Annotated in this window: 30 protein-coding genes and 1 pseudogene; 10 read left to right on the top strand and 21 right to left on the bottom strand. The window is 59.2% G+C overall.

Going from position 1 to position 24,763, the window contains the following annotated elements:
* Positions 1–3: 3 nt before the first annotated feature.
* Positions 4–1,041, bottom strand: coding sequence for an SIR2 family protein (locus tag K6301_RS03910; RefSeq protein WP_247219467.1), 1,038 nt, complete (start codon positions 1,039–1,041; stop codon positions 4–6).
* Between the two features lie 176 nt (positions 1,042–1,217).
* On the opposite strand from K6301_RS03910, the gene K6301_RS03905 reads away from it, so the two are divergent.
* Complete coding sequence (locus K6301_RS03905; protein WP_247219466.1) at positions 1,218–2,072, top strand: DUF2971 domain-containing protein; 855 nt, start codon at positions 1,218–1,220, stop codon at positions 2,070–2,072.
* 47 nt (positions 2,073–2,119) lie between these two features.
* On the opposite strand, the pseudogene K6301_RS25085 reads toward K6301_RS03905, so the two are convergent.
* The 3 genes and pseudogenes from K6301_RS25085 to K6301_RS03895 form a co-directional block, all read right to left on the bottom strand.
* Positions 2,120–2,266: pseudogene (locus K6301_RS25085) on the bottom strand (PDDEXK family nuclease); the annotation flags it as partial.
* A 160-nt stretch (positions 2,267–2,426) separates the two neighbouring features.
* On the bottom strand, positions 2,427–2,846 hold the full coding sequence (locus tag K6301_RS03900; RefSeq protein WP_247219465.1) for a hypothetical protein: 420 nt from the start codon (positions 2,844–2,846) through the stop codon (positions 2,427–2,429).
* Between the two features lie 254 nt (positions 2,847–3,100).
* Complete coding sequence (locus tag K6301_RS03895; protein ID WP_247219464.1) at positions 3,101–3,517, bottom strand: hypothetical protein; 417 nt, start codon at positions 3,515–3,517, stop codon at positions 3,101–3,103.
* 360 nt (positions 3,518–3,877) lie between these two features.
* Here K6301_RS03895 and K6301_RS03890 point away from each other — a divergent pair, with 360 nt between their 5' ends.
* The gene (locus K6301_RS03890; RefSeq protein WP_247219463.1) at positions 3,878–4,174 is read left to right on the top strand and encodes a hypothetical protein; all 297 of its coding nucleotides are present in this window, start codon (positions 3,878–3,880) and stop codon (positions 4,172–4,174) included.
* A gap of 656 nt (positions 4,175–4,830) precedes the next feature.
* Here K6301_RS03890 and K6301_RS03885 read toward each other — a convergent pair.
* The 3 genes from K6301_RS03885 to K6301_RS03875 form a co-directional block, all read right to left on the bottom strand.
* Positions 4,831–5,310 carry a flavin-containing monooxygenase gene (locus tag K6301_RS03885; protein WP_247219462.1) on the bottom strand — a complete coding sequence of 160 codons (480 nt, stop codon included), beginning with the start codon at positions 5,308–5,310 and terminating at the stop codon, positions 4,831–4,833.
* A gap of 274 nt (positions 5,311–5,584) precedes the next feature.
* Complete coding sequence (locus tag K6301_RS03880; protein ID WP_247219461.1) at positions 5,585–5,983, bottom strand: hypothetical protein; 399 nt, start codon at positions 5,981–5,983, stop codon at positions 5,585–5,587.
* Positions 5,964–6,590: an NUMOD3 domain-containing DNA-binding protein gene (locus tag K6301_RS03875; RefSeq protein ID WP_247219460.1), complete on the bottom strand. Its 627-nt coding sequence runs from the start codon at positions 6,588–6,590 to the stop codon at positions 5,964–5,966. Before K6301_RS03875 ends, K6301_RS03880 begins: the two co-directional genes overlap by 20 nt.
* 696 nt (positions 6,591–7,286) lie before the next feature.
* Here K6301_RS03875 and K6301_RS03870 point away from each other — a divergent pair.
* Positions 7,287–7,676: a hypothetical protein gene (locus K6301_RS03870; protein ID WP_247219459.1), complete on the top strand. Its 390-nt coding sequence runs from the start codon at positions 7,287–7,289 to the stop codon at positions 7,674–7,676.
* Positions 7,677–7,750: 74 nt separating this feature from the next.
* On the opposite strand, the gene K6301_RS03865 is transcribed toward K6301_RS03870, so the two are convergent.
* From K6301_RS03865 to K6301_RS03825, 9 genes are all read right to left on the bottom strand, one after another.
* The gene (locus K6301_RS03865) at positions 7,751–8,584 is read right to left on the bottom strand and encodes a hypothetical protein (protein ID WP_247219458.1); all 834 of its coding nucleotides are present in this window, start codon (positions 8,582–8,584) and stop codon (positions 7,751–7,753) included.
* Between the two features lie 26 nt (positions 8,585–8,610).
* Positions 8,611–8,862 (bottom strand): hypothetical protein, encoded by a 252-nt coding sequence (locus K6301_RS03860; protein ID WP_247219457.1) that lies wholly within the window; start codon positions 8,860–8,862, stop codon positions 8,611–8,613.
* Between the two features lie 75 nt (positions 8,863–8,937).
* Positions 8,938–10,143 carry a phage major capsid protein gene (locus K6301_RS03855; protein ID WP_247219456.1) on the bottom strand — a complete coding sequence of 402 codons (1,206 nt, stop codon included), beginning with the start codon at positions 10,141–10,143 and terminating at the stop codon, positions 8,938–8,940.
* Between the two features lie 17 nt (positions 10,144–10,160).
* Positions 10,161–10,718: an HK97 family phage prohead protease gene (locus tag K6301_RS03850; RefSeq protein WP_134647578.1), complete on the bottom strand. Its 558-nt coding sequence runs from the start codon at positions 10,716–10,718 to the stop codon at positions 10,161–10,163.
* Positions 10,719–10,834: 116 nt separating this feature from the next.
* Positions 10,835–11,143 carry a DUF6107 family protein gene (locus K6301_RS03845; RefSeq protein ID WP_247219455.1) on the bottom strand — a complete coding sequence of 103 codons (309 nt, stop codon included), beginning with the start codon at positions 11,141–11,143 and terminating at the stop codon, positions 10,835–10,837.
* A gap of 230 nt (positions 11,144–11,373) precedes the next feature.
* Positions 11,374–12,528, bottom strand: a complete 1,155-nt coding sequence (locus K6301_RS03840; RefSeq protein WP_247219454.1) for a phage portal protein — start codon at positions 12,526–12,528, stop codon at positions 11,374–11,376.
* Positions 12,529–12,738: 210 nt separating this feature from the next.
* Positions 12,739–13,350 (bottom strand): glycoside hydrolase family 19 protein, encoded by a 612-nt coding sequence (locus tag K6301_RS03835; RefSeq protein ID WP_425475367.1) that lies wholly within the window; start codon positions 13,348–13,350, stop codon positions 12,739–12,741.
* Positions 13,351–13,352: 2 nt separating this feature from the next.
* Positions 13,353–14,927, bottom strand: a complete 1,575-nt coding sequence (locus K6301_RS03830; RefSeq protein ID WP_247219452.1) for a DNA-packaging protein — start codon at positions 14,925–14,927, stop codon at positions 13,353–13,355.
* Positions 14,851–15,402 carry a hypothetical protein gene (locus tag K6301_RS03825; protein ID WP_247219451.1) on the bottom strand — a complete coding sequence of 184 codons (552 nt, stop codon included), beginning with the start codon at positions 15,400–15,402 and terminating at the stop codon, positions 14,851–14,853. The genes K6301_RS03830 and K6301_RS03825 overlap by 77 nt, the downstream gene beginning before the upstream one ends.
* Before the next feature lie 250 nt (positions 15,403–15,652).
* On the opposite strand from K6301_RS03825, the gene K6301_RS03820 reads away from it, so the two are divergent.
* The gene (locus tag K6301_RS03820) at positions 15,653–16,636 is read left to right on the top strand and encodes an IS1595 family transposase (RefSeq protein WP_247219450.1); all 984 of its coding nucleotides are present in this window, start codon (positions 15,653–15,655) and stop codon (positions 16,634–16,636) included.
* Between the two features lie 250 nt (positions 16,637–16,886).
* Complete coding sequence (locus K6301_RS03815) at positions 16,887–17,198, top strand: hypothetical protein (protein ID WP_247219449.1); 312 nt, start codon at positions 16,887–16,889, stop codon at positions 17,196–17,198.
* A 48-nt stretch (positions 17,199–17,246) separates the two neighbouring features.
* Here the strand turns inward: K6301_RS03815 and K6301_RS03810 are convergent, their stop codons facing one another.
* A complete protein-coding gene (locus tag K6301_RS03810) occupies positions 17,247–17,390 on the bottom strand; it encodes a hypothetical protein (RefSeq protein ID WP_247219447.1) in 144 nt (47 codons plus the stop codon).
* Here K6301_RS03810 and K6301_RS03805 point away from each other — a divergent pair.
* On the top strand, positions 17,389–17,988 hold the full coding sequence (locus K6301_RS03805) for a hypothetical protein (protein ID WP_247219445.1): 600 nt from the start codon (positions 17,389–17,391) through the stop codon (positions 17,986–17,988). The genes K6301_RS03810 and K6301_RS03805 overlap by 2 nt on opposite strands.
* A gap of 130 nt (positions 17,989–18,118) precedes the next feature.
* On the opposite strand, the gene K6301_RS03800 is transcribed toward K6301_RS03805, so the two are convergent.
* On the bottom strand, positions 18,119–18,604 hold the full coding sequence (locus K6301_RS03800) for a YcgN family cysteine cluster protein (RefSeq protein WP_230640035.1): 486 nt from the start codon (positions 18,602–18,604) through the stop codon (positions 18,119–18,121).
* Positions 18,605–18,779: 175 nt separating this feature from the next.
* Between K6301_RS03800 and K6301_RS03795 the strand changes: the two genes are divergently transcribed.
* Genes K6301_RS03795 through K6301_RS03785 form a run of 3 tightly spaced genes read left to right on the top strand, consistent with a single transcriptional unit; the run spans position 18,780 to position 22,130 of the window.
* On the top strand, positions 18,780–20,963 hold the full coding sequence (locus K6301_RS03795; protein WP_247219443.1) for a transglycosylase domain-containing protein: 2,184 nt from the start codon (positions 18,780–18,782) through the stop codon (positions 20,961–20,963).
* Between the two features lie 29 nt (positions 20,964–20,992).
* Complete coding sequence (locus K6301_RS03790; protein WP_247219441.1) at positions 20,993–21,586, top strand: DUF1214 domain-containing protein; 594 nt, start codon at positions 20,993–20,995, stop codon at positions 21,584–21,586.
* Entirely contained in the window at positions 21,579–22,130 is a 552-nt protein-coding gene (locus tag K6301_RS03785) for a DUF1254 domain-containing protein (protein WP_247219439.1), read from the top strand. The genes K6301_RS03790 and K6301_RS03785 overlap by 8 nt, the downstream gene beginning before the upstream one ends.
* 47 nt (positions 22,131–22,177) lie before the next feature.
* Here the strand turns inward: K6301_RS03785 and K6301_RS03780 are convergent, their stop codons facing one another.
* Positions 22,178–22,366 (bottom strand): hypothetical protein, encoded by a 189-nt coding sequence (locus K6301_RS03780; RefSeq protein WP_134647594.1) that lies wholly within the window; start codon positions 22,364–22,366, stop codon positions 22,178–22,180.
* A gap of 386 nt (positions 22,367–22,752) precedes the next feature.
* The gene (locus K6301_RS03775; protein ID WP_247219437.1) at positions 22,753–23,127 is read right to left on the bottom strand and encodes a DUF4260 domain-containing protein; all 375 of its coding nucleotides are present in this window, start codon (positions 23,125–23,127) and stop codon (positions 22,753–22,755) included.
* Between the two features lie 470 nt (positions 23,128–23,597).
* Between K6301_RS03775 and K6301_RS03770 the strand changes: the two genes are divergently transcribed.
* Positions 23,598–24,599, top strand: a complete 1,002-nt coding sequence (locus tag K6301_RS03770; protein ID WP_247219435.1) for a hypothetical protein — start codon at positions 23,598–23,600, stop codon at positions 24,597–24,599.
* 7 nt (positions 24,600–24,606) lie between these two features.
* Here the strand turns inward: K6301_RS03770 and K6301_RS25005 are convergent, their stop codons facing one another.
* Positions 24,607–24,738, bottom strand: coding sequence for a hypothetical protein (locus tag K6301_RS25005; protein WP_281505878.1), 132 nt, complete (start codon positions 24,736–24,738; stop codon positions 24,607–24,609).
* Positions 24,739–24,763 lie beyond the last annotated feature (25 nt).

The raw sequence follows: 24,763 nt of genomic DNA, 5'->3' as shown, positions 1-24,763 counted from the left end.
AAACTAAACCGTGAAATTCATCAACTGCTTGTCCATAAATTCCTTGCATACCATGTCATATTTGATTCGAATCTGCTGGCCATGCCATTTCTTGTGGACTGCACTAGGCGCGAATAACTTCGTTATCTTGTCTTTGAGCGTGTCATCAACGTCATCGGTTAGTCCTTTTCCTGTCGCGTAGACGCGCGTGTAATAAGGCTTCGCTTCCGTAACCTGTGCGTCGAGAAGTTTCATGTTTTGGTTTGCAAACGCAAAACCAAGAAATATGAGCGTTTTTGCTTCCCCAACTGCCTCTCTAATAGAGTCAATGAGCAAGTGATCGTCGATTGTTTCTGACCACGTAATTAGGTTCTCTACCACATCGTAGAGATTGGTCGTTTCGACCGGCGAGCCAAATGGAAGATCGTCCAGCGGCCCGAGTGAACCATAAGGATGAATTATGTTCATGCGATTTACGATTTCGCGAGCCATCACATGATCAACATCACGATATGCCCGTTGGATCGCATGCTCCAAGTAGTGCTCAATGCATCGGTCGTAGTTGAAGCATATGATCGTGATATTGCTGCCGATTTCCTCTACATCTTTCGCTCGAACACCATCAAATAGCGCCCTCGTGAAAGGCGCTATCCAGGTGCCCTCTAGAGGGTGCCAGTTCATCGGCTCAACTCCGGGCAACATCATCGCCGATTGGGATTCCGCAAGCAGTATCGCGTAAGCGATCTGGAGTTTTCCCATCTCCGCGATGAGCGAATTGTCGCTGTATCGGTTAATGTACTCGTCTATCGATCCGGCTGTTTCGACACCCCGATGAATATCGTCGAGCGCTTCGAATGCTTTCTTATGCTGGTAACTATCTAGATTATAGCGTCCATAGACAGTTCGGATGATCTTCTCGTTCCCGTCAGAAGCGCGAGTGCCTTGAAATTGAAAGCGGCTGTTATTTCTGATTTTCTCCAGCAGTTTCCATCCTACTGGCAACCCAAACTCCGCACTAGCGCCTGCGCCAACTACGAAAACTGTATCGTCCTGAAATGCCACTGCGAAACCTCTGCCACCTTCACTCGCTATAGGCTATTTGGGGTTGCGATCTTCTTCAAGTGCAATTCGGCCCACTTCGCTTGTCCGATGCGAACCACATCTCCTTACCGACAACGAATAGTTGAACTTACATGTGGTGATGATAACAATCTAGATGATTGCAGAGGAGATCACACGTGGCCACTGATAGCGGCGACCTGTTCGCGAGTTTCTTTCCTGACTTCAAGAAAATTCCGGGAGCGAAGGATGTCCCAGAATTACTTTCGCATTACACGAGCCTTGAAGGGTTTCTTAGCATAGTAAAGTACCATTCCATTTGGGCGTCAAACATACTATTCCTAAACGATAAAGAGGAGATGCAGTATGGGATAGATGTGGCGAGAGATGTTGTCGCGGAAATCGAAAAAACGACAAGCCGAGCAGATCGACCTCGTGTTATCCGTCAACGCGAGATCCCAGATGTCTATGCGTCCTGCTTTTGCGAACACCATGATTTGCTTAGTCAGTGGCGTGGATACGGCAATAGCAACCAAACTGTTTCCATTCAGTTCCGCGGACGAGACTTGTTCAGACTTGCACGGATCTACAACTTCGACCTTGAGCGTGTCATATATGGGCGGAAGCACACAATGGAATTGCTACGAGAGCGCCTTGCGATTGCTGAAGATGACCCATCACTCATACAGGCGATTATGAATGATAATAGCATCGGCCCAGATGAAATGCGTTATGCTCGCATTATCAACCTTGCGCCCAGATTTAAAAATGAAGCATTCGAAGAGGAGAAAGAGTGGCGAATTATAGCGAAGCAGCAAGTGGTCAAGGAAGTCCAATATCGCGTGCGCGATAATGTTGTGATGCCGTATGTTGTAATCTCAAACGTAGGCGCTGGCTTGCCGATACAAGGTGTCACTGTTGGTCCCGGCAAGGAGACGTCATTGACTGTCCGGAGCATTGAAAAGTTCCTGTCTAACTCACCCTTTTATCGTGACGTTCGAGTTAGTCCCTCGAAGGTTCCATTTCGGTCGTGATCTTTGGTCGTCTAGAAGCCCGGAATCCTGGCCTGACACATTCCCTGTCAGGCGTTTCGCCATTCGATACCGTGATTTTCGCACCAATCGCTGTATTTCGTTTTGCTGCCCTTTTTCATCGGTGCATTTGGATTCTGAAACACGCTGGTAATCTTGTATTCGGGGTTCTCTTGCTTCACCGCGAGCATCTTCGTGCGGTACTCGCTGGTAGCCTGCCTTTCACCTCAACGATCTGTCTGGTTTCCGTGTTGATGAAATCCGGAAGATAGGTCTTCACGAGAACAATGGGGAGTTTGACGGCTTCACGCGAAGCCCTCGGGTAACTGCTCGGCGACCTTTTTTTAAGCCTGCCCCTTACGCCGCTTCCCCATACTGGAGGCGGAACAGCATCTGCGTTTGGCGGTCTTCGATGCGGTAAAACTTCGCGAGGTGCACGGTGTTGTGTAGGACGACATAGTTTGCGGCGTCTTCGTCGTCCGCAATATCCGATACATCAGGAAACAGAGGGAAAAATACGATCTCAACTGGCAAGTCCAGTTCTTGGCCATTGATTTCAACGCGCTCTGTGCCGCGACCACCCGGCAATGCTCGATCCGTGAATCCCACGAAGAGCCAACTTGGATCGCTCTCAAGTCGGTCCAAGCGAGATATTGGATCAGTCCCATTGTTATATGGATTTTTGTTTGGGCCTCGACCCAAGCGCTTAACATAGAAGTCATCGATCGCGCACACCGAGGCGGCGATTGCTCGTCTAATTTCACTCACGTTGTTCATGATATCCTCCTGCTACTAGGAGTATTTACTCGGACCACGCCGCATGGGCCGGCCCGTGCCGAAGTTGAGTGCCAGTTGCTTTCGGCGCTGGCCCCGCATACTCACGCAGCACATTCGGCGTAACATTGTGCTGATTTGTTTTCGCTTGCGGCACATGCGCACTCGCCCACAAGCATGTGCAGACGATGATTGCCAATGCAGTTCGTGTTAGTGGTCCCATGGCGGCACCTCCATAAGTTGGTTCTTTCCCATACTTATTCAGGTGCATCGCCATTTGAGCCTTCTGGCTTCTTCATCTGCGCCGTGTGTGCGTGATCGTTCACCGCATCTGCTATGCCCTTCGCGTCCATCGAGCGCATCAGACGTGGGTTCCTGCTCCAATTGTGCGCGAGCGTAACAAGTCCCTCGGCTAGGCTCATTCCGACGAGGCCAATCCCGAATGACAGCGCATTGTTCACGGCAAGCACGCTCAGGTTCAAGCCGAGCCAAAGCCCGATGATCGGTGTGAGATAGATCGCACATAGAGCCCCAACAACGCTTGTTGCGAGTACCGCCCATGTCAACGGCTGCTTCTGAATTACCGTGCGTACGAACGCACCAGCGAGGCCCGCAAACAACTGGGCCGGATTGATTCCGAGGGTGGCGAGGAAAGCGGCGATATATTCAAACATGATGGGGTCCTTAGTCTTGGTGAACCACGTGGGATTCGCCTGCTGTGTCCGTATTTAATCGGGACGCTCGTTTTGGAGCCCACTCGCAAAAACGGCCCGCCTTTTGGGCGAGCCGTTTGCTGCGAGGTAGTGATGGACCTATTGCGTGTTGGTCCTGCGCTCGTTCGGGCCGGGTACACGCAGGCACAGATCACTCAACGAGCGCCTGGAATACTGCGCAGGCAATCAAGTGCGCTTAACCGGCAAAAAGTAGGACTGTTGCATTCCCCGCCGCATCATTCATATTTCCACTTACGAAGGGTTGTCTGTGTTACAAGCAGATAAAACTATTGCGCGATCCCACAATGAGACGGAGCCCGAATGCGCTATCTGCTGCTAATCATTGCGTCTTTGGTTTCAAGCCCGGCGCTTGCTGATCCCCTCATGGATGAAATCAAACGCTCGGACGATTTCGCCAAATACGGAAAGATCCAGACTGAAGCGCTCATGCGGCTTATCGATAACGGAACCTGCAAAGCCGAAGACATTATTAGCGTCGGCGCATGGTATCGATCGACATCAAAGAAGCCCGCACCGATCTTCTTCACGTATTGCGGGGGCATGACCGTGAAGAACCGGTACTATCTCGATGCACGTACCGGCCAAGTCTATCAGTGAGATGAACGATGGTTTCTGGATACGACAAATCGCCACCTGAGCCCGAGTACGAGCCCGAGACCAACTCAGGGGTTGGGCTCCTGTTGGGGTGCGCGATCGCTATTCTTCTCGTAGGGTCATTTGGTTGGCTGTTCCTCTAAGTCACCTATCTAATATCTCGTGCTTCTAATGTCTCAACTCGACCACTTACGATCCTTTGGCTTCACCCGTATCGGAACGTTCAAAGTCACTGATGCCCTTTGTCATCTTGAGGAAGCCGAGAGTTATGCAAACCGCGACAGCGTGTACGCGTTCGTTCACAAAGAACGGGTTATGTATGTAGGGTCAGCGGACAGGCCAAAGAGCCGCTTTCGATCCTACAGGCGCGCTTTTCACGATGATCGGAAAATTCGTCTTGTCCACCGTGAGTTTCGGAGCACGTTAAGTACCGACCTCATCGACGTCTACCTGCTAAACATCTACACCACCGTGGCACTAATCGACGGCCTGCCCGTCGGAATGCTGCTCGGAGTAGAAGCCGGCCTGATACTTCTATTCAACCCGCCTTGGAACCAACGAGGCACGAAGAAGCCCATGCTTATATCGCCGCGTTCATCCACCGGAGACGAAACCAGAGCGTTACTCGCTCTGGTTAATTCGTCGCAGACGACTGAGATTTAGAGCATCCCGCGGCTAGTAACCTCGCGTAGGCCCAATTCGTGACAGCCTGCTAGTCGCTTGCCCTTGCTGAGTTCCCGTATGAGAACCGGCAAGTGCTTCAGTTGCGCTTCGCTGTAATCCTGACGCGTTAGGGTCTTATCCGCATAGAGTTCGTCAACGAACTTCTGCCACGTCTGCTGCTTGCCGTTGCGTGGCTTTGCAGTGGACCAGCCCAACATGATAATCTTGTCTTCTCGATAGACATCACCGATCTTGGTAAGTTCCTCAATTAGGTGATCGATCCAACGACGATCACCTTTCGAGAAATCCATAAACGCAACTGTCGAGCGGGCGTAACGGGCTTTGTAATCGACCTCAACATGATCATGCATGAGTTCCGCCAGTGGGTCCAAACGTGTTGGGACGCTTACGCTGCGGCTCACCGTGATCGTCTCGACCTTGTAATTTGTGAAAATGTCTTCGTTCAAAATGCTCATTTCAAATACTCCTGATTTAACTACTTTCTATTCTGCGCCACTTGATTGCGCAGCATATTGATTGCGCGTTCCAGTGCATTATGCGCGTCATTGAGAGCGTCGATTAGTTTCTGATTTTCCTGCATGTCTTCCTCCTTGATTGCCTCCGATATTTATCTTCACCTCTTATAACCGCGGCCAAATAGGCCCAAAACCGGCCTTTTCGAATTCACGAGGAGCAACGAAAAACCCGGCCATTTCGGACCGGGTTCATACTGCTTGTTCTAGTTTTAAATTATTGATTCTGAAGTTTGAGCATAGTTGCCACATCTGGATCATCCACTAGCAGGTAGCAACCGATTAGATCGCCGTCGAGATTATCGCGGATTGGTTCAACCGGATATGCAAAAACGCTATGATCACCACTTTCGATTTCCATGCCATCGATCATCACATACCCTTTCTGTTTGATTGACCACGCTACAGCCATCGAAATATCTATGCCATAACGGTCCGCGACTTCTGCCTTCAAGGTGCTTTGCATGATCGTGTCAAACATCGGATCATCCACGTCATCGATATCGATTTCGTTTTCGTAACAGAATGTAATGAACTTCTGATCGAGTTCATCACTACGCTTTTGAACAGCGACCTCGTCAATCTCCAAGCGAACCTTATACACCTTCCGTCCCATTCTGTGCCTCCTTCGCTGCTCGTCGTGCAGCATGGTAAGCCTGCATTGCAGCGCGTTGCTTGGCTTTTGTCTCTTCGGAATGAGTTGTTCCAGTACGTGCATCGGCAATCGCTTTCTTTGTCGCCTTTGTGAGAACCTTTCCCTTGTTTCCTTCGGAAATCTTCTGCTTTGTTTCCTCGGTCTGGGTTGTGCCAGTGCGCTTGATCGACATGATCTCCTTCGACTTCTCAGAGTGTGTGTCGCCCTTGTTCATGCGGTGATTACGCAGGCTCTTATTGCGGTTCACAAACTCGACGGTCGTCGGATCATAAATCTTCGCCTTGTACGCGGTGCGGTTCTTTGTGGTCAGCACATAACCCTTCGCGCCCTTCATAAACTCCTTGAGTTTACCGGCCTTAAGTTCGGCTTCCATACGCTGCATACGGCGTTGAGTGATCAATTCGAGATATTCGTTGAATGTGAGATTCCAACTTACACCGTTTGCTGTCTGGTGCTGTTTGGATGCCTCAAACATGCGTTCAAGGTTCTCACGTAGTCGCTTTGAAGGCTGACGGCCGTGATTGCGAACATTGTAAATTACGTCCTGTGGACTAGGCTTCTTATCCATTGTATCCTCCGTACTACGGCTTCCTCTACCGTTGCTTTTATTTATCTTTTTTGATGGAAACCGGCCTGAAAGGGCAATATTTTTCGAGATTCACCGATCTGGACCTGAAAATCCTGAACAATCCGGAAATTTCACAGGGTAGTTAGAATATTACCCCTATAATATATTAACAGGCCACGTACTAAAGTAGTTAGAATATTAAGTCCACTTGTTCCTACGGAACAAGTGCTCTCAACATCCCAATTACCTCAGTGCGTAGCACTGGCTTCAGCGAGCGCCGCTCGTTTTTCTTCGGGGAAGAAAAAGCGCACGGCATCTCACAAAGCAGTCGCTTTCGCTCTCTTGGGGTTATCACCCCGACGAGTTCGGCAGAGCCGTTGTTCTTGCGGCATAGCCGATGGGAAAAGATTTTGGGTTATTAGGGTTATTGGAAGACGCGAACCAAATCCCACGTGCACCAGCACTTAGCGATACAGTCGTAGCAGCCCGCAGATGCGCCAGGAACGCCGTTTGACAGTTTCACGCAACACAAGTGCGCTTCTTGCGGAAAGCGCTGTACGGGCGTCTACGGGCATTTCCTCACGTCGCTAAATAGGACCGACACAGAAAGTGTTTGGCTGCTCAGCGGGTGGGAAATTCGGTCTCACCCGTAGTCATTTAATGACACACGCAAAGCGATGGCTGCATAATACGCAAATGGACAAAGAAACAGAACAGCGCATCAAAAAGGTCTTTCACGGACTCCGCAATTATCGAGTTAATCGCAGGAGCGAGGAGTTCGACATCGAAATGGGCGAGTGGTTCACGTGGATCACAGCGACGCATGACAGGCTTGAGAAAGTGACGGGTAAAGGAGGTACAAGATACCTTGATCGCAACGACAATAGGAAGCCATGGAGCATCGCAAATATCGTCGTACGAGATAGACCCGTTGGTATCAAATCCGGCTATTCACGACCGCAAAAGCGGGTGATCGAGGAAGACGATACCGTATATGTGACACTGACTAAAGCGGAATGGGTAGCCGAAATAAGCGGTCACATAAATAGACGTGAAGACGCAAATTCATCGTCTTCAAAGGCATGAAACACTCCGCATGCAAAGGCCCACTAGGACTTCCTCATTTGCCTAGTGGGCCATTTTACTACCGCGTGTATTTTTCAGAATTTCGGCTTCGTCGGCTGCGCCTCTTCAACCAGTTGAGGATTATACTCGACGACTGCTTTGAGGAAGTCGATATCAAGTTCACGACCGGACGTGTTTATCGAGTTATCATATACCGACAAATCGATTCTCGAAACATCGTTGTTTCCGCCGTCAACCCAGAATTTTGCATCTACAACGCCGCCACAGTTCTGTGAAAGATAGTTTTGGGTCGTCTTGAGAATCCGTTGCGATATGTGTGTATTACCAATCACATTCGGCACCGAGTCGCCAAATCCTTTGCAATACTTTTCACTCGGCAAAACCTTTCCATTGACATCATAGTACCAGATATATCTGTACATAAATGACCGCCGGCCAATTGGAATTGTCGGGGTACCGTATTTTTCATTGAGCCCCGCCATAACTACATCGACCTTCGATGGCACTTTCATATACATCGTCCGATTGATGTAATACAAAGTCGATTGAGAGACTTCCGATGTGAACGCTACGGAAATTTCTTCTTTTCCGTTGTCGTCTGTTTTCACGGCACCTGCGGAACTTTTGAAACGTGTGGACGCAACATGAACGCGCTTGCCGTTTAAGTCTATATCCGCCTCCGTCGGTGAAGTTGCGTACTTAACTTTAAAGCCTTCGCGTTCCAGGTTGTGGACCACACCAGCGTAGTTCATGCCAATGTTTAAAAATCCGGTCCCTTTTCCAATGATGGAACTCTTCGCTTGGCTCGGTGCCTCTTTGCTAAGATCCACAGCAAATGGGAAATCGACAGCGCTTGCGGGCGACGCAGCGACGAACATCAAGAATGACAAAATGTGGCGTGTTTTCATTTGCAACCCCTCACAATGAAGGACTTTCAATCAACTCTAGATCGTAGGGTGTCAATAGCCTGAGAGAGGCTTTGCATTCCATGAACATCAACACGCATCACGCTTTCGATCCATTTGCGTTCAGCGCGCCATTCAGCGACATCATCGAAGACCTGATCGAACTTCATTCCATTGATCTTTCCCCAAACGCGCAGTCTCATGTATTTCACTCCTTTAAGTTGCGTTTGCAACTCAAGGGATATTGCCGTTGAGCCAATAGGGCGAGCATAGATTTCCAAGTCATCCAAAATTGCCTATTCGAATACGCCGTTGTTTTTTTTGCCTAATCCAGCGTTTGCGCGTGTGTGCGTAATTCACACATTGCGCACGCGCTTGGTCGTGTAGAACAGCACATAGGGCTTGGCCGAATAGGGATCGCGCAGCACGCGAACGCCCGTGCGGTCGACGACGAGATAGCCGGCACGGAAATCGCCAAAGGCGATGGCGAAGCTGTCGGCCGCCACGTCGGGCATGTCCTCGGCTTCGGCGATGGCGAAGCCCATCAGCGAGGCAGCCTGGCCCGGCGTTGCCGGCGGGCGCCACAGATAGTTGCCGTCAGCATCCTTGAACTTGCGGATCGCCGCTTGCGTCTTGCGGTTCATCACGAAGCTGGCATTCTGCCGGTGCCCCGCCTTCAGCGCATAGATCGTGTCGATCAGCGTGTCGGACGGGCCGCTCGCCTTGAAGGCGCCGGCCGCCCCCGTGGCGATATAGCCGATATTGCCCCAGCTCCAGCTGGCATCCGCGACGTTGGTGTAGCTGAGGAAACCCTTCGGCTTGTTGGTGCCGTCGCCGGAGACGAAAGCCGTCCCCTCCTGCTCGCCGAAGACGATGTCCACCTCCGACGCGATCCAGCTTTCAACGTCCACCGCCGCATCGTCGAGCAGGGCCGCCGTCGCCGCCGGCATGGCGTAGAGTTCCATGGTCGGGAAGGAGAGTTCGGCGAGCTGCGCCGTGCCGGTCTGCGGCCGCGATGCCGTTTCGGACACCCAGCCGGAGGCCATGCCCGATGTGGCGAACGGCTTCTTCAAAACCGCGCCCGAAACCTGGCGCACCGTGGCGAGCGCCCGGATCGGCGATGCCGCGGAAAGCCGGCGGCCGATTTCGGTGTCGGTTTCCGGCGGCACGAGATAGCCGCCGTCGGCCGCCGAGCCGACCGACATGGCCTTTTCGTCCAGCGCGCGCAGGGCGCTTTCGTCGCCCCGGCGCATATAGGCGGAGAACGCCGCCTTGTGCTCGGCCGCTTCGAGGCTGACGGCGCCGCTGCCGCCAAGGGCCGGCCGCGCCTTCTTCAGCGCCAATTGGTCGAGCACGCGCTTGTGGTCGTCCATGGCGCGGTTGATGCGGTCCACCTTCTCGCGGGTCACCACGTCGGCGGTCAGTTTCTGCTCGATCTCGCCGAGCCTTCGGTCGTTGGTCTCCTTGAAGGATTCGAAGGCCTCCATGAAGTCGTCGAAGGCGGCGGTCATGGTTTCCGGCACGGCCTTGATTTCCGGCGCGGTCTTCGGTGTCTGCGTCATGTCGTGCTGTGCTCCTGTTAGCGTTGCATCATCCGGGCCGCCCGGCGCATGGTGCGCACGAGCTCCGTTTCCTTGTCGCGGAACCACCGCGCATTCTTCACGTTCGACACCCGCGCCGAAGGCAGCATGGGAAAGGTGACGATCGAGATTTCCCAGAGATCGGCCTCCAGGATGCGCCGCACGCCGCTCGAGCGGTCGGTCCGGGAGCGCACCGTCTGGAAGCCGATGGAAAGGCCGTCGAGCGCGCCCGACTTCATGAGGTTCAGCACCTCGCGGGCCCGCGCCACGCCGGGCGACAACACGCCCTCGACGTAAAGCCCGCGCTCGTCCTCGCGGATGGTGCGCCAGCGCCCGATGGGCTCGGCCGGATCGTGCTGGAAGAGCATGCGCACGCCCGAAGCGCCGCGCTTGGCGAGCGATTGCACGAAGGCGCCGGGCGCAATCGCGTCCTTGCCCAGGTCCACCTCGCCGAACAGGCTGGCATAGCCCGAAAACGCCCCGTCGCCGGAAACCCCGGCCAGCGTCAGATCGGCATACTTCTTCGTCCGCCAGACCGGCAGGTCGTCGGTTGTCATGGGTTGCTCCGATGTTTGGGATTGGGAAAAAGCGAATAGGGAGTAGCGAATTGGGGGACGGACCGGTCATCGCCTGCCGACCCCTATTCGCTATTCGCCATTCCCTATTCGCTCCCTCACTGCTTCATCCGCTCCGCCGCCCGCGCCAGAACGCCGAGGCCCCACCAGGCCGAGAGGCTTGCCGCAGCCGATCCGGTCAGCAGCACCTCCACCGGCCCGAGATAGCTCGCGATGCCGAGGCGGACGGCGATCCACAGCCCGGCCGGGCCGCCGAAGACGAGCCCGCAGGCAAGGCCGGTGAAGAACCGGCACGCCGCCTCGCGGCGGCTTTTGGGCAGCAGGTAGATCAGCGAGACGGCGGCACCCGCCGACGCCCCGACCAGACGAGCCGTCCACAGCCCGCCGTCGTTTCCGAAGTCAGCCATTGTTAAGCCTTTCAGATTATTATGAAAATCCAGAAGCATCGGCCAAACGGCCGAGAACACGCCGGCTTCTCTGCAGCGGGCGCGGCAAACGCTGAGTCGTTTGAATCCCTTGGCGCGCTTTCCTCGAAATCCGATTCAACGCGTTCAGATGTTGAATCCGGATGGCGGCAAAACGATTGCGGTCCTCCGGGCAACGTTCTGTTTTTCTGGCGTTTTTGGAGGATGCCCCCTCAATACCCCACCGCCCGCCGCTTCTCCTCGTCCGTCAGGAAGCCGGCCGCCCCCACGCGCGCCCACAGTTCGGAGCGCTCGGCGGCAAGGCCGCTTATCTGGTCGAGGTCCGGCACCAGCCGCAGCGCGGCCTCGCCTTCCTCGGAAAACCAGTTGGCGAAGGCGGCGGCGGTGCGGCTCACCAGCGGCAGCACCGTCAGCCGCCAGAAGGCGCGGTTGGCCTCCTGGTAGTTGGCGTAGGTCGCATCGCCGGGCACGCCGATCAGCATGGGCGGCACGCCGAAAGCGAGCGCGATGTCGCGCGCCGCGCCGTTCTTGGCCTCCACGAAATCCATCTCGCGCGGCGAAAGCCCCATCGCCTTCCAGTCGAGCCCGCCTTCCAGCAGCATCGGCCGCCCGGCACGCGCCGCGCCCGAATAGCCGTCCTCCAGTTCGCTCTTCAGCCGCGCATACTGGTCGGGCGAAAGGTTGCCGCCCTCCTTGGGCTGGTAGACGAGCGCGCCGGAGGGACGCGCCGAATTGTCGAGCAGCGCCTTGTTCCAGATCGCCGCGGCATTGGAGAGATCGAGCGCCATGGACGCGGCCTCGAGCGGCGCGAAGCCGAGCTGGTCGTCGAGCGGGTGAAACAGCCTCAGATGCAGGATCGCCTGCCCCTCGCCCGCCGCCCCGTCGCCCGCGCGGTGCCGGCGCACATGGTTGCCGGTGCGGTATTCATAGGCTTCCGGCCAGCCGTCGCGCCCCTCGACGATGCGCACCCGGTCGGGCCGCAGGAGGTGCAGTTCGCGCAGGTCCTCGCCCACCCGCACGCCCTCGACGAAGGCATTGCCGGCAAGCAGCAGGTGCCCGTAGAGCGTTTCGAAGAAATCCGTGCCCGCCATGCGCCCGTTCGGCCGCGACAGCAGCGCGAGACGCGCGTCACCCGGCCGCTCGCTCTCGCCCTCATAGGCAAGCCAAGGCACCGAAGCGGCGGCCTCCGCGATCATCCGCACCGCCCGGTGCGCGATCGGGTTCTTCATGAAGCCCTCGCGCGACAGCGAGGCATAGGACCGGCTCGACCAGTGCGCCCGCCCCTCGGCCGTCAGCGTGAAGAAGCCCGACGCCTTGGTTTCCGCCGGCGCCGCGCGCCGTCGGGAAAAAATGGATGGCAGTTTCATGATGCCCTCGGTTTATCGGATGTGAAGAAATAACCGCAGCGCGGTTCCCGTGGCACGGGTCCTCGGGTCAAGCCCGAGGACGACGGTGGGGAGGCTCTCTCTCCCACTTCTTGAGCAGATCGGCACACGGCGCGCCGCAGTGACGCTCGCACTTCCCTACTTTCGTCATCCTCGGGCTTGACCCGAGGACCCATGCCACGAGTGAAAGTCCTACCCGCCCAGCGCGGCGAAAAACGCCCGCCCGTATCCCGCCACGCGCTCGGCGCGGTCCAGTCCGTTGATGATGCGCCGTGCGCCGATCCAGTCGGCGCGGCCGGGTGAGAAACAGTCGGCCAGCCGCCGGCCGGTGAAGGCCCCGCGCAGCATACCGACGACGAGGATTTCCACCGACACCGCCATCTCCATCGCCCGCTCGGGGCGCTGCACGAGATCGACGCCGATCAGCGATGACAGCCGCTCGTAGTTGCGCCGGTGCGTGATCTGGACCAGCCCGCGCCCGAGCCAGGTTCTCCCGTCGGCGTCGCGCCGCCAGTAGGGCGCGGAGACCTGCGGCAGGCGGCCCTCGGCAAAGGCCCGGTCGAGGCGGGCGATCGCGGTGTCGTCGCTCGCCGCGAAGGTCTCGCGCACCGGCTGCATGCGCGCGCCCGTCTCGTGATGCGCCGTCGCCAGCATATAGGCGAGGAAACGCCGGTCTTCCGTCTCGCCGCCCGCCTCGAAGCGGTCGATGAGCGCCGTCATGCCGGCCACCTGCGCGCGCGCCAGCCGCCCGCCATAGAGCGGCCCGCGCACGCCGTCGAAAAAGCCCTTGCGATCGATCACCATCGTCATATCCCCCGCACGCGCGGTTCGCCCTGCCGGTCGAGCACCAGCGCCGTCAGCGCCCAGACGAGCGCATCGAGCCGGTCCGGCGAGCGGCCGGAAGAAAGCCCGTCCGGGCCGAAATCGCACATCTGGTCCTCCAGCTCGGCAAAGGCCGCCGCATGGGCCACGCGGCCCTGTTCGTAGAGGGCGGCCACAGGCTCGGCGCGCAGGAACTTGCCGCGCGTCGCCCGGACCGTCGAAACCGGCAGGTCGGCGTCGACGCTGCGCAGCATCGCCGTCACCATGTCGCCGCCCTGGTTGACTTCCGCCACGACGCGGTCCGCGTCGAAGCGCCGGAAGGCCCGCACCACAGCACCGGCCCAGCCCGCCGGGCTTGCACCCGTCACCGAGCAGTCGGCCAGCACGACGGCGCGCCCGGTCTGGTCGAGCCCCGCCACGACGATGCCGCAGACCGAGGCCGCAGACGCCGTCGCCGGCGGATCGACCGCCACGACGATGCGCGATAGCGGCCCGGGGTTGCGAAGGCGGATCGCCTCCAGCCGCGCGCGGCTCCACAGCGCATCCTCGCGGTCGGCGATCAGCTCGCCGTCCAGCTCCTGCCGGCCGAGCCGCGTGCCGCCGTACCGGTCAGCCATGGCGCGCAGGAAGCCGGGAGACAGGTTGTCGATATTGTCGTCGGTGCGGATGCGCTGCACGGCTGTCGCCCGATCGGCCGCAAGCGCCCGCAACAGCGGCACCGGCCGCGGCGTCGTGGTCACCAGCACGCGCGGATCCGCGCCGAGGCGCAGGCCGAACTGCAGCATGTCCCAGGTCTCCTGCGCGTGTTTCCACTTGCCGAGCTCGTCGCACCAGGCGAAATGAAACTGCGGCCCGCGCAGGCTTTCCGGATCCTCGGACGAAAAAATCTGCCCGATCGAGCCGTTCGGCCAGACGAGCCGCCGGCGCGAGGCCTCGAATTCCGGCCTGCCGCGCCCCGCGATCCGGCAGATGCCGGAGACGCCGTCGATCATCACTTCGCGCGCGTCGCCCAGCGTTTCCGCCACCAGCGCGATACGGATGCCGGGCTGCTTGAGCGCGATATCCTGCACCCACTCCGCCCCGGCCCGCGTCTTGCCGGAGCCGCGACCACCCATCAGCAGCCACACCCGCCAGTCGCCCTTTGGCGGCGTCTGCGCCAGCCGCGCGGTCAAATGCCAGCCACCAAGCCGCCGTCGATTGTCGAGAACGATCCGCTTTGTGGCATCCGAGAGCGCTTGCGACGCGCCCGTCGTTCGACCTTCACGCGCCTTCTCCCCGCCCGCGGGAGGAAGGTTCCGGCAGGGGGATGAGGGGTCATCCTCGCCGTCCGCGCCGCGCTGCCCCAGCCCCCCTTCGAGCGTATCGGCCGCATTCCGCAAGGCCGCCAGCCCACGATTTTCCTCGATCATGCTCAAGCCCGCGGCCGCCGCCCTCACCGTTCCGTCCGCTTTCTTGCCGGTCGCCCGGCAGGCCCGCCGTTCCTTACGGCCCGCCTTCCATTCCCGCGGCAGCATCGCCGCCAGCCCGGATTTCGCGCATCCATTCGCTTTTGGCGGCATCCATCCGCTCCTTCACGCGCACGTCGACAAGCCGCTCGAACTCTTCGATCAGCGCCGCCTCGTCCTCGTCATCACCGCCGGCCGCGTCCGCCTCGGCCCGCTCGTTGATCAGCGTGCGCTGCAGGCTGTCGATCTTCTCCAGCGTGCGCACGATGAGCGACACGGCCTCGATGGCCGCCTTGGCGTCGGTCTGGGCGACCTTGCGCGCCGCGTCGTCCACGGCCGCGGCCGCATCCTCTTCGGCCAGAACCTTCTGGCTCTGGAACCGCTGGAAGCGCTCGCGCAGCTCCTTCGTCATTTCGAGAAGCATCGCCTGCATGTCGAGAAAGGGGTCGCCCGGCGCGGCGGCCTTGGTGTCGAGCAGCGGCGCCGCGCCGCCGCCGAGAACGGCCCGGCGCGCGCCGAGCCCGTCATAGACCGCCATGTCGGCCGAAATGCCGAACAGGTCGAGATCGATCGTCGAAAACTGGTCCATCGCACACCCGAAAACGAAAAGGCGCCCGTCCATAGGAACGAGCGCCTAACAAAATTCTCAGAAGCCGGCCGCGGGCAGATGCCGCCGAAGCCATCAAGCCTCCGGAAAGCCCGGCGATCCGTCCGCCCGCACCTTTCCGACTATGCCATAACCCTATCAAACGACCGTCACGCCGTCAAGGACTATTTTCCTAATTATATACTTGACGTACCACGCGGCTCTTTGGTATAAGAATCCAAGGAGATAGCCCATGTTCGACATTACAAACGAAATCTACACTGACGCCGAGAAGGCCCGCGAACACCTTGAAGCTATCCACTGGCCTAATGGCCCGATCTGCCCCCATTGCGGCAATTGCGACACCACGACGATCACCAAGCTTGCCGGAAAGTCCACGCGCCCCGGCGTCTACAAGTGCAACGCTTGCCGCGATCCCTTCACTGTGACCGTTGGCACGGTCTTCGAACGCTCCAAGATTGCCCTGAATAAGTGGGTTCTGGCTGCGCACCTCATGGCCTCTTCCAAGAAGGGGATGAGCGCTCACCAGTTGCACCGTATGCTTGGCGTGACCTACAAGACCGCTTGGTTTATGGCTCACCGCATCCGTGAGGCCATGAAGGAGGACGTTAAGTCCTCTGGCCCGCTGGGCGGTGGCGGCAAGACAGTCGAAGCCGACGAAACTTACATCGGCAAGCGCGAGACGCCCCGCAAGCTCGCCCGTGGCCGCATCGCCAAGCCCACAAAGGGTGGCAAGTCTGGTGGCGCTGACAAGCGCATCGTCGTTGGCCTCGTGGAGCGCGGAGGCAAGTCCCGCATGTTCCACCTCAATGAAGCCACCCGTGATACTGTCCGCGAAGTTCTCGTTCGCAACGTGTCCCGCGATAGCAACCTCTACACCGATGAAAGCCGTCTCTATACGGTAGTCGGCAAAGAATTCGAAACACACAAGACGACTAAGCATTCCGCGAAGGAATATTCCCGTCGCGAAGGCGACGTTGTTGTTCACTCCAATACGATTGAAGGGGTCTTCTCTGTCTTCAAGCGTGGCATGGTTGGCGTCTACCAGCATTGCGGCGAAGCCCATCTTCACCGTTACCTTGCCGAGTTCGATTTCCGCTATAACCGCCGCGCTGCTCTTAAGGTCAGCGATGCAGAACGCGCTGAAGACCTGCTTCGCATGGCTCGCGACAAGCGCCTTACCTATCGGCGGATTGGTGAAGCCGGTCACGCTTAAGCAGAAAGCCCGAAAGCTGCTGTGGAAACGCAGGAAAAGCGAGTGTTCCGATGGATAACCGGAACATTCGTGAACGAAGCTATTGCCGAATCGATTTTGAATCTGGAGATTGCGGGATGGTGGCCCACTACAACCACCATCCCTACTCAAACCTAGCCAAAGGACGGCGAGGCATGAAAGCACTTCAGACTTTGATTCCTTCCGGAAGAGTCGTCAAGCCGTCCTGTGGTACATCACAGGAAACTTCTCCATGTCAATCTACTGCGTAACATTCCGCATCGCCAACGAAACAATTGGCGGTAAGACCTATGCCGACCGACGACAGTCCGTCGTTGAAGCGGTCAATTCAGGAAACGGCTACTGGGACGAAACGACTTCGTTCTTTCTAGTCGAGTCCGCTCTAAACACGCCAAATTTTACCAAGGCTGCATCGGCAGGATTGGATGCCCACAAGGACATGCTGGTAGCGTTCGACCCTAGTGACATGTCTATGGCCTATTTTGGCGCTGTTGAGACCCCAGACGTCCTGGCTTCGTTCTTCAGATCGGCCCAAAAGCTGTAGTTCAGGTCAATCGGCACTCTGAAGAGCCTTGCGGCCAAAAGGACAGCATTAAGTCTCAGTTTCTTCATTTTTGCCTCCATCCTTCCCAGGCTTCGGCTTGGGAGGGGTTTTCGGTTCAGGCGGGGTCTTCAGCATCCGCTTTAGAACGTCGTCACCCTTCTTTTCATCTGGCTTTTGATTGGTGTCAGCCATGCCAAATCCTATAGAAACTGATTTCAAACTTGCTCTCGCCCTTGGTCGCCTTGCAGGCCGATGGGGACAGGCAGAAATAGGCGTCGAGATGATCTATACGGCCCTATCTGAAATGCCTTATCGCAAAGCGATCATTTCGTTCTCTTTCCACAAAAGCGTGGCAACACAAAGAGATATAATCAGCCACCTAGCAGATGAGACTGCTTGGATAGCTGAGGAGCTACGGGCAGAAATCAAGTCGTCCCTGAAAGAGTTCGTTGACAAATCCGCTAAACGAAACGGCTGGATACATTTCCCCTTTGGGGTGTCCACCGCAGACGGGACAGACGAGATTTATAAAATGACGCGCGCAAGGAAAGGTGATGTTCTTTATTCGAAAACCCCGGCAAGCCATAAACTGATTACCGAATTCGCGAACGAGGTGTCTGAACTCACGTCTCGGCTTTATCGGGCACACAGCCTTCTAATGCTCTCATACGAGAATAAATCAGCCGCACAGCTTCTTGGTCATAATCCACAAGCGTCGTCCTCGCATCCTCATGATATCCGAGGACTTCTCGCAGCGCCTCAACTCCTGCCTCAATCATCTCAGAATTAGCCGAGACCACGTAAATTTCATCCGGCCTGTCACGCTCGGGAATCATGACATTTCCAATCTTGGTACGTCAAGTATATAATTAGGACTATTTTCCTATTATTTTGATTTTTCGCGTAAGCGCCTGGCAGCGCTACGTCTTCTCGCCCACTTCCAGCGGCCAGGTCACGAGGTAATCCTCGTAATCGTCGATATCGATGCCGTCCTCGCTGATCGTGCGGCCGCGTGCCGAAATGCCGGCCTGGTGCACGGTGTCGGGATCGCCGGAGACCAGCGGATGCCACCAGTAGAGGTCGAGGCCATCTCGCACGAGGCGATAGCCGCAGGTCGGCGGCAGCCAGGAGATTTCCGACACGCTTTCCACCGTCAGACGGATACAGTCCGGCACGGTCGCCTGCCGGTTCTCGTAGTCGGAGCAGCGACAGCTCTCGCCGTCGAGCAGCGTGCAGCGGATCGAGGTCCAGACGATCTCGCCGGTCTCCCAGTCCTCGAGCTTGTTGAGGCAACAGAGCCCGCAGCCGTCGCACAGGCTTTCCCATTCCGCGTCGTTCATCTCGGCGAGCGTCTTGGTCTTCCAGAACGGCAGATCCTGCGGGGTTTCGGTCATCGGCTTGGTCATGCGCGACCCCTGAACCCGTCGGCCGCAAAGGTCAAGAGGCGTGTACGCTAACCTTCGTGCGGAAAATCCATTCTTTGCCTTGGAAAAGACTGGTATCGTGCGAGAATAAGCCGGTGGTCACAGGACGTTAACCGGATGCGGGCAGGCTGCGGCCGCCTCCGACCAGGGAAGAGACGTGGAAGACGACAGCCCGACCCCAGAACGACCCCGCCGCCGCAAGCGGCATTTCCTGCTGCGGCTGGATTCGTGGATCGATTCCACGGTCTGGAACGCTGGGTTCCGCCTGGGCGAGATCTGGGAGGAGATCACCATCTTCTTCCGCCGCTTCCATGTGCGCGGCTGGAGGAAGGCGGTTTTCGAGCTGGCCGGCGAAGGCATGAACCTGGGCACGGCGGGCTTCGTGCTGCTGCTCGCGCTCGCCCTTCCCGCCTTCGAGGAAACCAAGGGCAACTGGCGCGCCCAGAGCGATTTCGCTGTCACCTTCCTTGATCGCTACGGCAACGAGATCGGCCATCGCGGCATCATCCACGAGGATTCGGTGCCGATCGACGAGCTGCCCGACCACCTCATCAAGGCCGTCCTCGCGACGGAGGACCGCCGCTTTTTCAGCCATTTCGGCATCGATTTCCTCGGCCTTGCCCGCGCGCTGAACGAGAATGCGCGCGCCGGCGGCGTCGTGCAGGGCGGCTCCACCCTCACCCAGCAGCTGGCGAAGAACCTCTTCCTCACCAACGAGCGCACGCTGGAGCGCAAGATCAAGGAAGCCTTCCTGTCGCTCTGGCTGGAGGCCAATCTCTCCAAGAAGGAAATCCTGCGGCTTTATCTCGACCGCGCCTATATGGGCGGCGGCACCTTCGGCGCGGCGGCGGCGGCGCAGTTCTACTTCGGCAAGAACATCACGGATGTGAACCTTGCCGAATCCGCCATGCTGGCGGGCCTGTTCAAGGCGCCGGCGCGCTATGCGCCGCATGTCAACCTGCCGGCGGCGCGCGGCCGCGCCAACGAGGTGCTGACCAACCTCGTTCAGGGCGGGCTGATGACCGAGGGCCAGGTGATCGCCGCGCGGCGCAATCCCGCCACCGTCATCGACCGCAAGGACAAGACGGCGCCGGATTTCTTCCTCGACTGGGCCTTCGACGAGGTCCAGCGCATCGCCAAGCCCTTCGCCCAGCATTCGCTGGTCGTGCGCACCACCATCGACATGGGCCTGCAGGCCGCCGCCGAAGAGGCGGTGGAAAGCGGCCTTCGCCAATATGGCGACAGCTACCGCGTCAAGCAGGGCGCGCTGGTCATGGTGGAGAACGGCGGGGCCGTGCGCGCCATGGTCGGCGGGCGCGATTACGGCGAAAGCCAGTTCAACCGCGCCACGCGCGCGCTGCGCCAGCCGGGTTCGTCCTTCAAGGCCTATACCTATGCGGCCGCCATGGAAGCCGGCATGACGCCCGAGACGACCATCGTCGATGGGCCGATCAGCTGGGGCGGCTGGTCGCCGCAGAATTACGGCCGCAGCTATGCCGGCCGCGTCACGCTGATGACGGCGATGGCGAAATCGATCAACACCGTGCCCGTCCGCCTCGCCAAGGACAAGCTCGGCACCAAGCGCATCGCCGCGCTCGCCAAGGAAATGGGCGTCGAAACGCCGCTGCGCACCGACAAGACCATGCCGCTCGGCACCACCGAGGTCACGGTGCTCGACCAGGCGACGGCCTATGCCGTCTTCCCGGCCGGCGGCAAAAAGGCGCGCCGCCACGGCATCAGCCAGATCATCAATTACGACGGCGATATCCTCTACGATTTCGCCCGCGACGAGCCGCCCGCCCGGCAGATCCTCTCCGACCAGGCGACGTCCTCGATGAACCGCATCTTCGTCACCATTCCCGTCAGCGGCACCGCACGGCGCGGCGCGCTCGACCGCGGCATCGTGTCGGGCGGCAAGACGGGCACCACGCAAGCCTATCGCGACGCCTGGTATGTCGGCTTCACCGGCAACTACACGACTGCGGTCTGGTTCGGAAACGACGACTACACCTCGACCAACAACATGACCGGCGGCTCCCTGCCCGCCATGACCTTCAAGCGCCTGATGGATTACGCCCACCAGGGTATCGAGCTTCGTCCCATTCCCGGCATCGAAAACCCGCTTCCGGATGGCAAGCAGGCCACGGAGGTCGCGCAGACCAATCCCGATGAGAGCGCCCTGCCCGCCCTCGTGCGCCCGCGCTCGCTGTCCACGGATGTCACGAAACTCCTCAAGGACGTCGCCCGCCAGTTCGAAGAGGCCAAGCCCCTCAAGCCGGATGGCCGCGTGGCCGCGCTGGACGATGCGCTTGACCTGCCTAGAGCGAACCGGACAGAGTAACCCGCAGCTGATTCCAACGGTCGATCGTCTTGTTCCGCACACCCCTCGTCATCGCCACAGCGCTCGCCGTCGCCTTCGGGTTCGGCATCCTGAGCTCGATCTACGCGCTGCGCGCGACGGTCGGCTTCGGCGCCATCGCGCTCGGACCGTGGACGGCCTTTCCCAATGCCCAGACGATCGATGCCGATCCCTATGCCAAGGCGCACCGCGCGCGTGACGGCAAGCTCCTGCTGGGCAGCGCTGAGGGCCTGACCTTCACCGCCGCCCGCGACAGCGAAAAGCGCACGCTGGTGGAAAACTGCCGCTACGAGATTACGGGCCTGACGCCGCCGGCGCGGCTGTGGACGCTGCATGCCGCCGACAGCGCGGGCAACCCGCTGGAAGGCACCGGCAATGGCCTGCCGACCGGCGTCAACGCCTGGTCGGTGCTGCGCGGTGCCGACAGCGCCTTTTCCATCCGCATCTCGTCCTCGGCGTCTGCGGGCAACTGGCTGGCCATTCCGGAAGGGCGTGCACCCTTCCTCCTCGTCATGACGCTGCTCGACACGCCCACCGCCGGCAGTTCCGGGGTGATCGACCTCGCCATGCCCGCCATCAACCGGCTGGACTGCGCGGATGCGTAGCTTTTTCTACGCCATCGTGATCGGGCTGGTCGGCGCCGCCCTGCTGCACATCGTCATCATCCTGTCGCTGCCGAGCTTCACCGGGCGCGACGCCTATACGCGCGTCCAGGCCTTCGACGAGCCCAACCGCTTCTTCCCGCTGGCCAACGGCGGACGGACGCTGCTGCCGATCAACGACGACCCGGCGATGCTGACGGCGGTCTGCGCGTTTTCGGTGGAGAACGGTCCCGTGCGTCTCTTCGCGGAAGGCGACGTGCCATTCTGGTCGCTCGCCGTCTATGACAGCGCCTCCAACGAGGTGTTCAGCATGAACGACCGCACGTCCGTCGGCGGCGCGCTCGATACGCTGGTCGCGACACCCGTCCAGCTGATCGCGATCCGCAAGGCGGTGCCGCAGGAGCTGGAACAGTCGATCCTTGTCGAAATGCGGGGAGAGGAAGGCTATGCGGTGCTGCGGACATTCGTGCCGAGCCGCAGCCGTCAGGAAGAGGCCGCCGCCTTTCTGGCGGGCGCAAGCTGCGAGCCGTTCACGGCCGACCGCTAGGAACGCGCGCGTCAGCGCACGTATCCGCCCGGGGCGCGTGACGCGCTCTAGGTGCGGCGGGCCGTGTCGGGGCCGCCGTGTTTTGCCGTCTTGCCGCGCGGCGCGGGCAAAACGGGGGCAAGGCGCTCGTAGCGCACACCCGTGAAGAGAAGAACCTGTGCCGGTTCCGCCGGACGGACGTCATCGCGCCTCGGCGTGCGTCCCATCCAATCCGTCAATCGTACCACGTCTGCCATTCTCGCCTCCAAAAGAAGAATCGAGACGGATGAAGTACTCTACAAATCTCACCCTGCCCGTTTTTTGCGAGCCGGTGCATCCGGTCCGTCCTCCGGATGCGACGTGAGCCTGCTGTCGCAGCCTGTCGCATACGGGTAGAAAACGGCGATACGGGACCAGAAGTTTTCCCATCACGGGAATGTGTCTGGCGACCGACCGGAAACCGGAACATCGCACCTTTCCCATTGACGGCGGTACGGGGACCACCACCATGGCCGGAGCCTACCACACCCTGTGCGGGAGACGAGCCGAACCACGTCCTCAAAACTAACGACAGTCTGGTTAACAGGCTATTAATACTCGCGTGATCTCAGCGTGAGCGCTGTTACCGCGGTGACAGGCGCATTCAGCGGCGGCGGCCAATGGGGCCGAGATGGGTTTCGTTGAAGGCCGTGACGGACTTCAAGCCATAGCCCAGTGCGCGGTCCAGCCCGATATGGGCGCTCCATATGCAGGCGACGGGAAACAGAACCGGCCAGATGAAGCCGAGTGCCGCGATGCCCGCAGCAAAGATATAGCTGTGCACGATATTGTAGCTCACGGCCCCCACCCTGGGACCGAAGGCGTAGCCCGCCATGGAAAGGTCCGGCGCCAGAATGAGAAGGGCGAGCAGTCCCCACCCGTCATGAAGCTCGAAATAGGCGGCGATCATGACCGCCGCGACGGCCAGCCCCTCGAGCCGCAGAAGGATGATGAACGCATCGGAGAGCGGCTTGCGCATGGGTTCCTGCCTTGGGAAAGGCCTATCGAATAGGCCGGGCCTCTTATAGAAGCTTTGCAGGGCCTTGTAAATTTTAGCGTTTCCGGGACGGCGATGCCGTCACAGCTTCCTGCGCAGCCGCTCGACGGCCCCCAACCGGTATGATGGCATCTTCCGCTTATCGCGGACGATTGTAATTGCCTTCTCAAGACGCGCTGCGGCTGTTTGCGCCAGGCGCCGGTTGCGATGTATTCCGCCCCGATTGTGCACAGGCAAGGGCAGTGCCTTTACCGTCCGTTAATCATGAAGGACCTACAGTAGGCGGGAGCGGCGGATGTCGTTCGCAGGAAAGTGATTTTCGGAAAGTCTATTGTTTTTCAAACGATTGCGCCAAATGCACATCGCGGCAACAGACAGACGCCTTTCCTTCGGTTTTCGGGAATGACGGTATGACCGGCCAGGGGCGGCCGGTCCGGGATGACAGGTGTTTCGTGGCGGACAGGTTTCGCGAACTGGAGAGACCGCAGGCGGGGCGGCCGAAGGACATCGTGCTGATGGCCACGGTCTCCAGCTTCGAGAGCCTGCGCTTTCCCTCCAAATCGGACCTGCACCAGTTCGGTGAACTTTTCCAGCCGCTCTACATAGCTTCTTCCGATGAGGCCCGGCGCCAGGCCGTGGCGGCATTGTCGCGCTGCCCGCAGATCCCCGAGGAAACCGCCCTCTTCATCGCCCGCCAGCCGATCGCCATCGCCGCGATCTTCCTCATGGGCGCCAAGACGCTCACCGATGCGACGCTCAAGCAGATCCTGCGCATCGCCGGCCCCGAACATGCGCGCGCCATCGGGCGGCGCGACGATCTTTCGCCGGCCATTATCGAGGCGCTGGTCGGCACCCACCAGGACCATGCCAGCCGCCGCACGGGCGAGGACCGCGACGCTGCATTGCGCGAAGCCGCGCGGCTCGACCGCGAAGAGAAGATGCGCGACGAGCTGCGCGCCCTCGTGCGCGCCGCGACACCCGCGGTCGAAGCGCCGATCCGCCTGTTTCCCGCAACCGAGATGCACCAGTCGCTGTTCGTGCGTTTCGCCCGCACCGGCGATATCGGCATGATCGCCGTGACGCTCGCCGACGCGCTGTCGTCCAGCCAGTGGCTGTCCGAGCGCATCCTGCTCGACGTTTCGGGCCGGCAGCTTGCCGAGACATTGCTGGCGCTTGGCGTGCCGGATGCCGACAGCCTTTACGTCCTGTCGACGATCTACCCGCACCTGGCCGACGGCGGGGCCGAAACCCTGCTTGCCGCGCTAGATGCCGCCGAGGCGGTGCGACGCATCGAAAGCTGGCAGCGGGCGGACAGCTACACGAATGGCGACAGCCTTCCGGCGGCGGCCAATGCCGATGACAGGGCCGCTACCATGGCCGATGACATGCAGGCGAAGGGGTTGGATAACCACGGCAAATCCTCTCAGGCGGGGCGGCAGCGCGCCGCCGGTTGACAGAATGTCAGAACAACCGGCGCTTTGCCGGTGCGCGAATTGCCGCTGCGTCATCCCGCCCGGCCGACAGCGCGGCAACCATCGTCACGACGAACATTCCCGAAATCAGCAGCGCAAGCGCGGGCAGCACGATGAACATGGGGACCTCCAGGGTGAAGCGCCGG

Origin of the sequence: Shinella oryzae (assembly GCF_023038235.1) — a bacterium.
In the GTDB taxonomy this organism is placed as follows: Bacteria; Pseudomonadota; Alphaproteobacteria; order Rhizobiales; family Rhizobiaceae; genus Shinella; species Shinella sumterensis.
The sequence above is the reverse complement of the archived record's forward strand: the minus strand, read 5'-3'. Positions and strand labels throughout refer to the sequence as shown.

Coding starts and splice junctions, on each gene's coding strand:
- K6301_RS03845 (WP_247219455.1), bottom strand. CDS start 11,143: ATGGCTGACTTCGGAAACGACGGCGGGCTGTGGACGGCTCGTCTGGTC.
- K6301_RS25005 (WP_281505878.1), bottom strand. CDS start 24,738: ATGTTCATCGTGCTGCCCGCGCTTGCGCTGCTGATTTCGGGAATGTTC.
- K6301_RS03815 (WP_247219449.1), top strand. CDS start 16,887: ATGTCAATCTACTGCGTAACATTCCGCATCGCCAACGAAACAATTGGC.
- K6301_RS03895 (WP_247219464.1), bottom strand. CDS start 3,517: ATGTTTGAATATATCGCCGCTTTCCTCGCCACCCTCGGAATCAATCCG.
- K6301_RS03830 (WP_247219452.1), bottom strand. CDS start 14,927: ATGCCGCCAAAAGCGAATGGATGCGCGAAATCCGGGCTGGCGGCGATG.
- K6301_RS03780 (WP_134647594.1), bottom strand. CDS start 22,366: ATGGCAGACGTGGTACGATTGACGGATTGGATGGGACGCACGCCGAGG.
- K6301_RS03890 (WP_247219463.1), top strand. CDS start 3,878: ATGCGCTATCTGCTGCTAATCATTGCGTCTTTGGTTTCAAGCCCGGCG.
- K6301_RS03820 (WP_247219450.1), top strand. CDS start 15,653: ATGTTCGACATTACAAACGAAATCTACACTGACGCCGAGAAGGCCCGC.
- K6301_RS03805 (WP_247219445.1), top strand. CDS start 17,389: ATGCCAAATCCTATAGAAACTGATTTCAAACTTGCTCTCGCCCTTGGT.
- K6301_RS03875 (WP_247219460.1), bottom strand. CDS start 6,590: ATGGATAAGAAGCCTAGTCCACAGGACGTAATTTACAATGTTCGCAAT.
- K6301_RS03900 (WP_247219465.1), bottom strand. CDS start 2,846: ATGAACAACGTGAGTGAAATTAGACGAGCAATCGCCGCCTCGGTGTGC.
- K6301_RS03775 (WP_247219437.1), bottom strand. CDS start 23,127: ATGCGCAAGCCGCTCTCCGATGCGTTCATCATCCTTCTGCGGCTCGAG.
- K6301_RS03870 (WP_247219459.1), top strand. CDS start 7,287: ATGGACAAAGAAACAGAACAGCGCATCAAAAAGGTCTTTCACGGACTC.
- K6301_RS03835 (WP_425475367.1), bottom strand. CDS start 13,350: ATGGTGATCGATCGCAAGGGCTTTTTCGACGGCGTGCGCGGGCCGCTC.
- K6301_RS03880 (WP_247219461.1), bottom strand. CDS start 5,983: ATGGGACGGAAGGTGTATAAGGTTCGCTTGGAGATTGACGAGGTCGCT.
- K6301_RS03840 (WP_247219454.1), bottom strand. CDS start 12,528: ATGAAACTGCCATCCATTTTTTCCCGACGGCGCGCGGCGCCGGCGGAA.
- K6301_RS03800 (WP_230640035.1), bottom strand. CDS start 18,604: ATGACCAAGCCGATGACCGAAACCCCGCAGGATCTGCCGTTCTGGAAG.
- K6301_RS03810 (WP_247219447.1), bottom strand. CDS start 17,390: ATGGCTGACACCAATCAAAAGCCAGATGAAAAGAAGGGTGACGACGTT.
- K6301_RS03825 (WP_247219451.1), bottom strand. CDS start 15,402: ATGGACCAGTTTTCGACGATCGATCTCGACCTGTTCGGCATTTCGGCC.
- K6301_RS03850 (WP_134647578.1), bottom strand. CDS start 10,718: ATGACAACCGACGACCTGCCGGTCTGGCGGACGAAGAAGTATGCCGAT.
- K6301_RS03855 (WP_247219456.1), bottom strand. CDS start 10,143: ATGACGCAGACACCGAAGACCGCGCCGGAAATCAAGGCCGTGCCGGAA.
- K6301_RS03865 (WP_247219458.1), bottom strand. CDS start 8,584: ATGAAAACACGCCACATTTTGTCATTCTTGATGTTCGTCGCTGCGTCG.
- K6301_RS03885 (WP_247219462.1), bottom strand. CDS start 5,310: ATGAGCATTTTGAACGAAGACATTTTCACAAATTACAAGGTCGAGACG.
- K6301_RS03785 (WP_247219439.1), top strand. CDS start 21,579: ATGCGTAGCTTTTTCTACGCCATCGTGATCGGGCTGGTCGGCGCCGCC.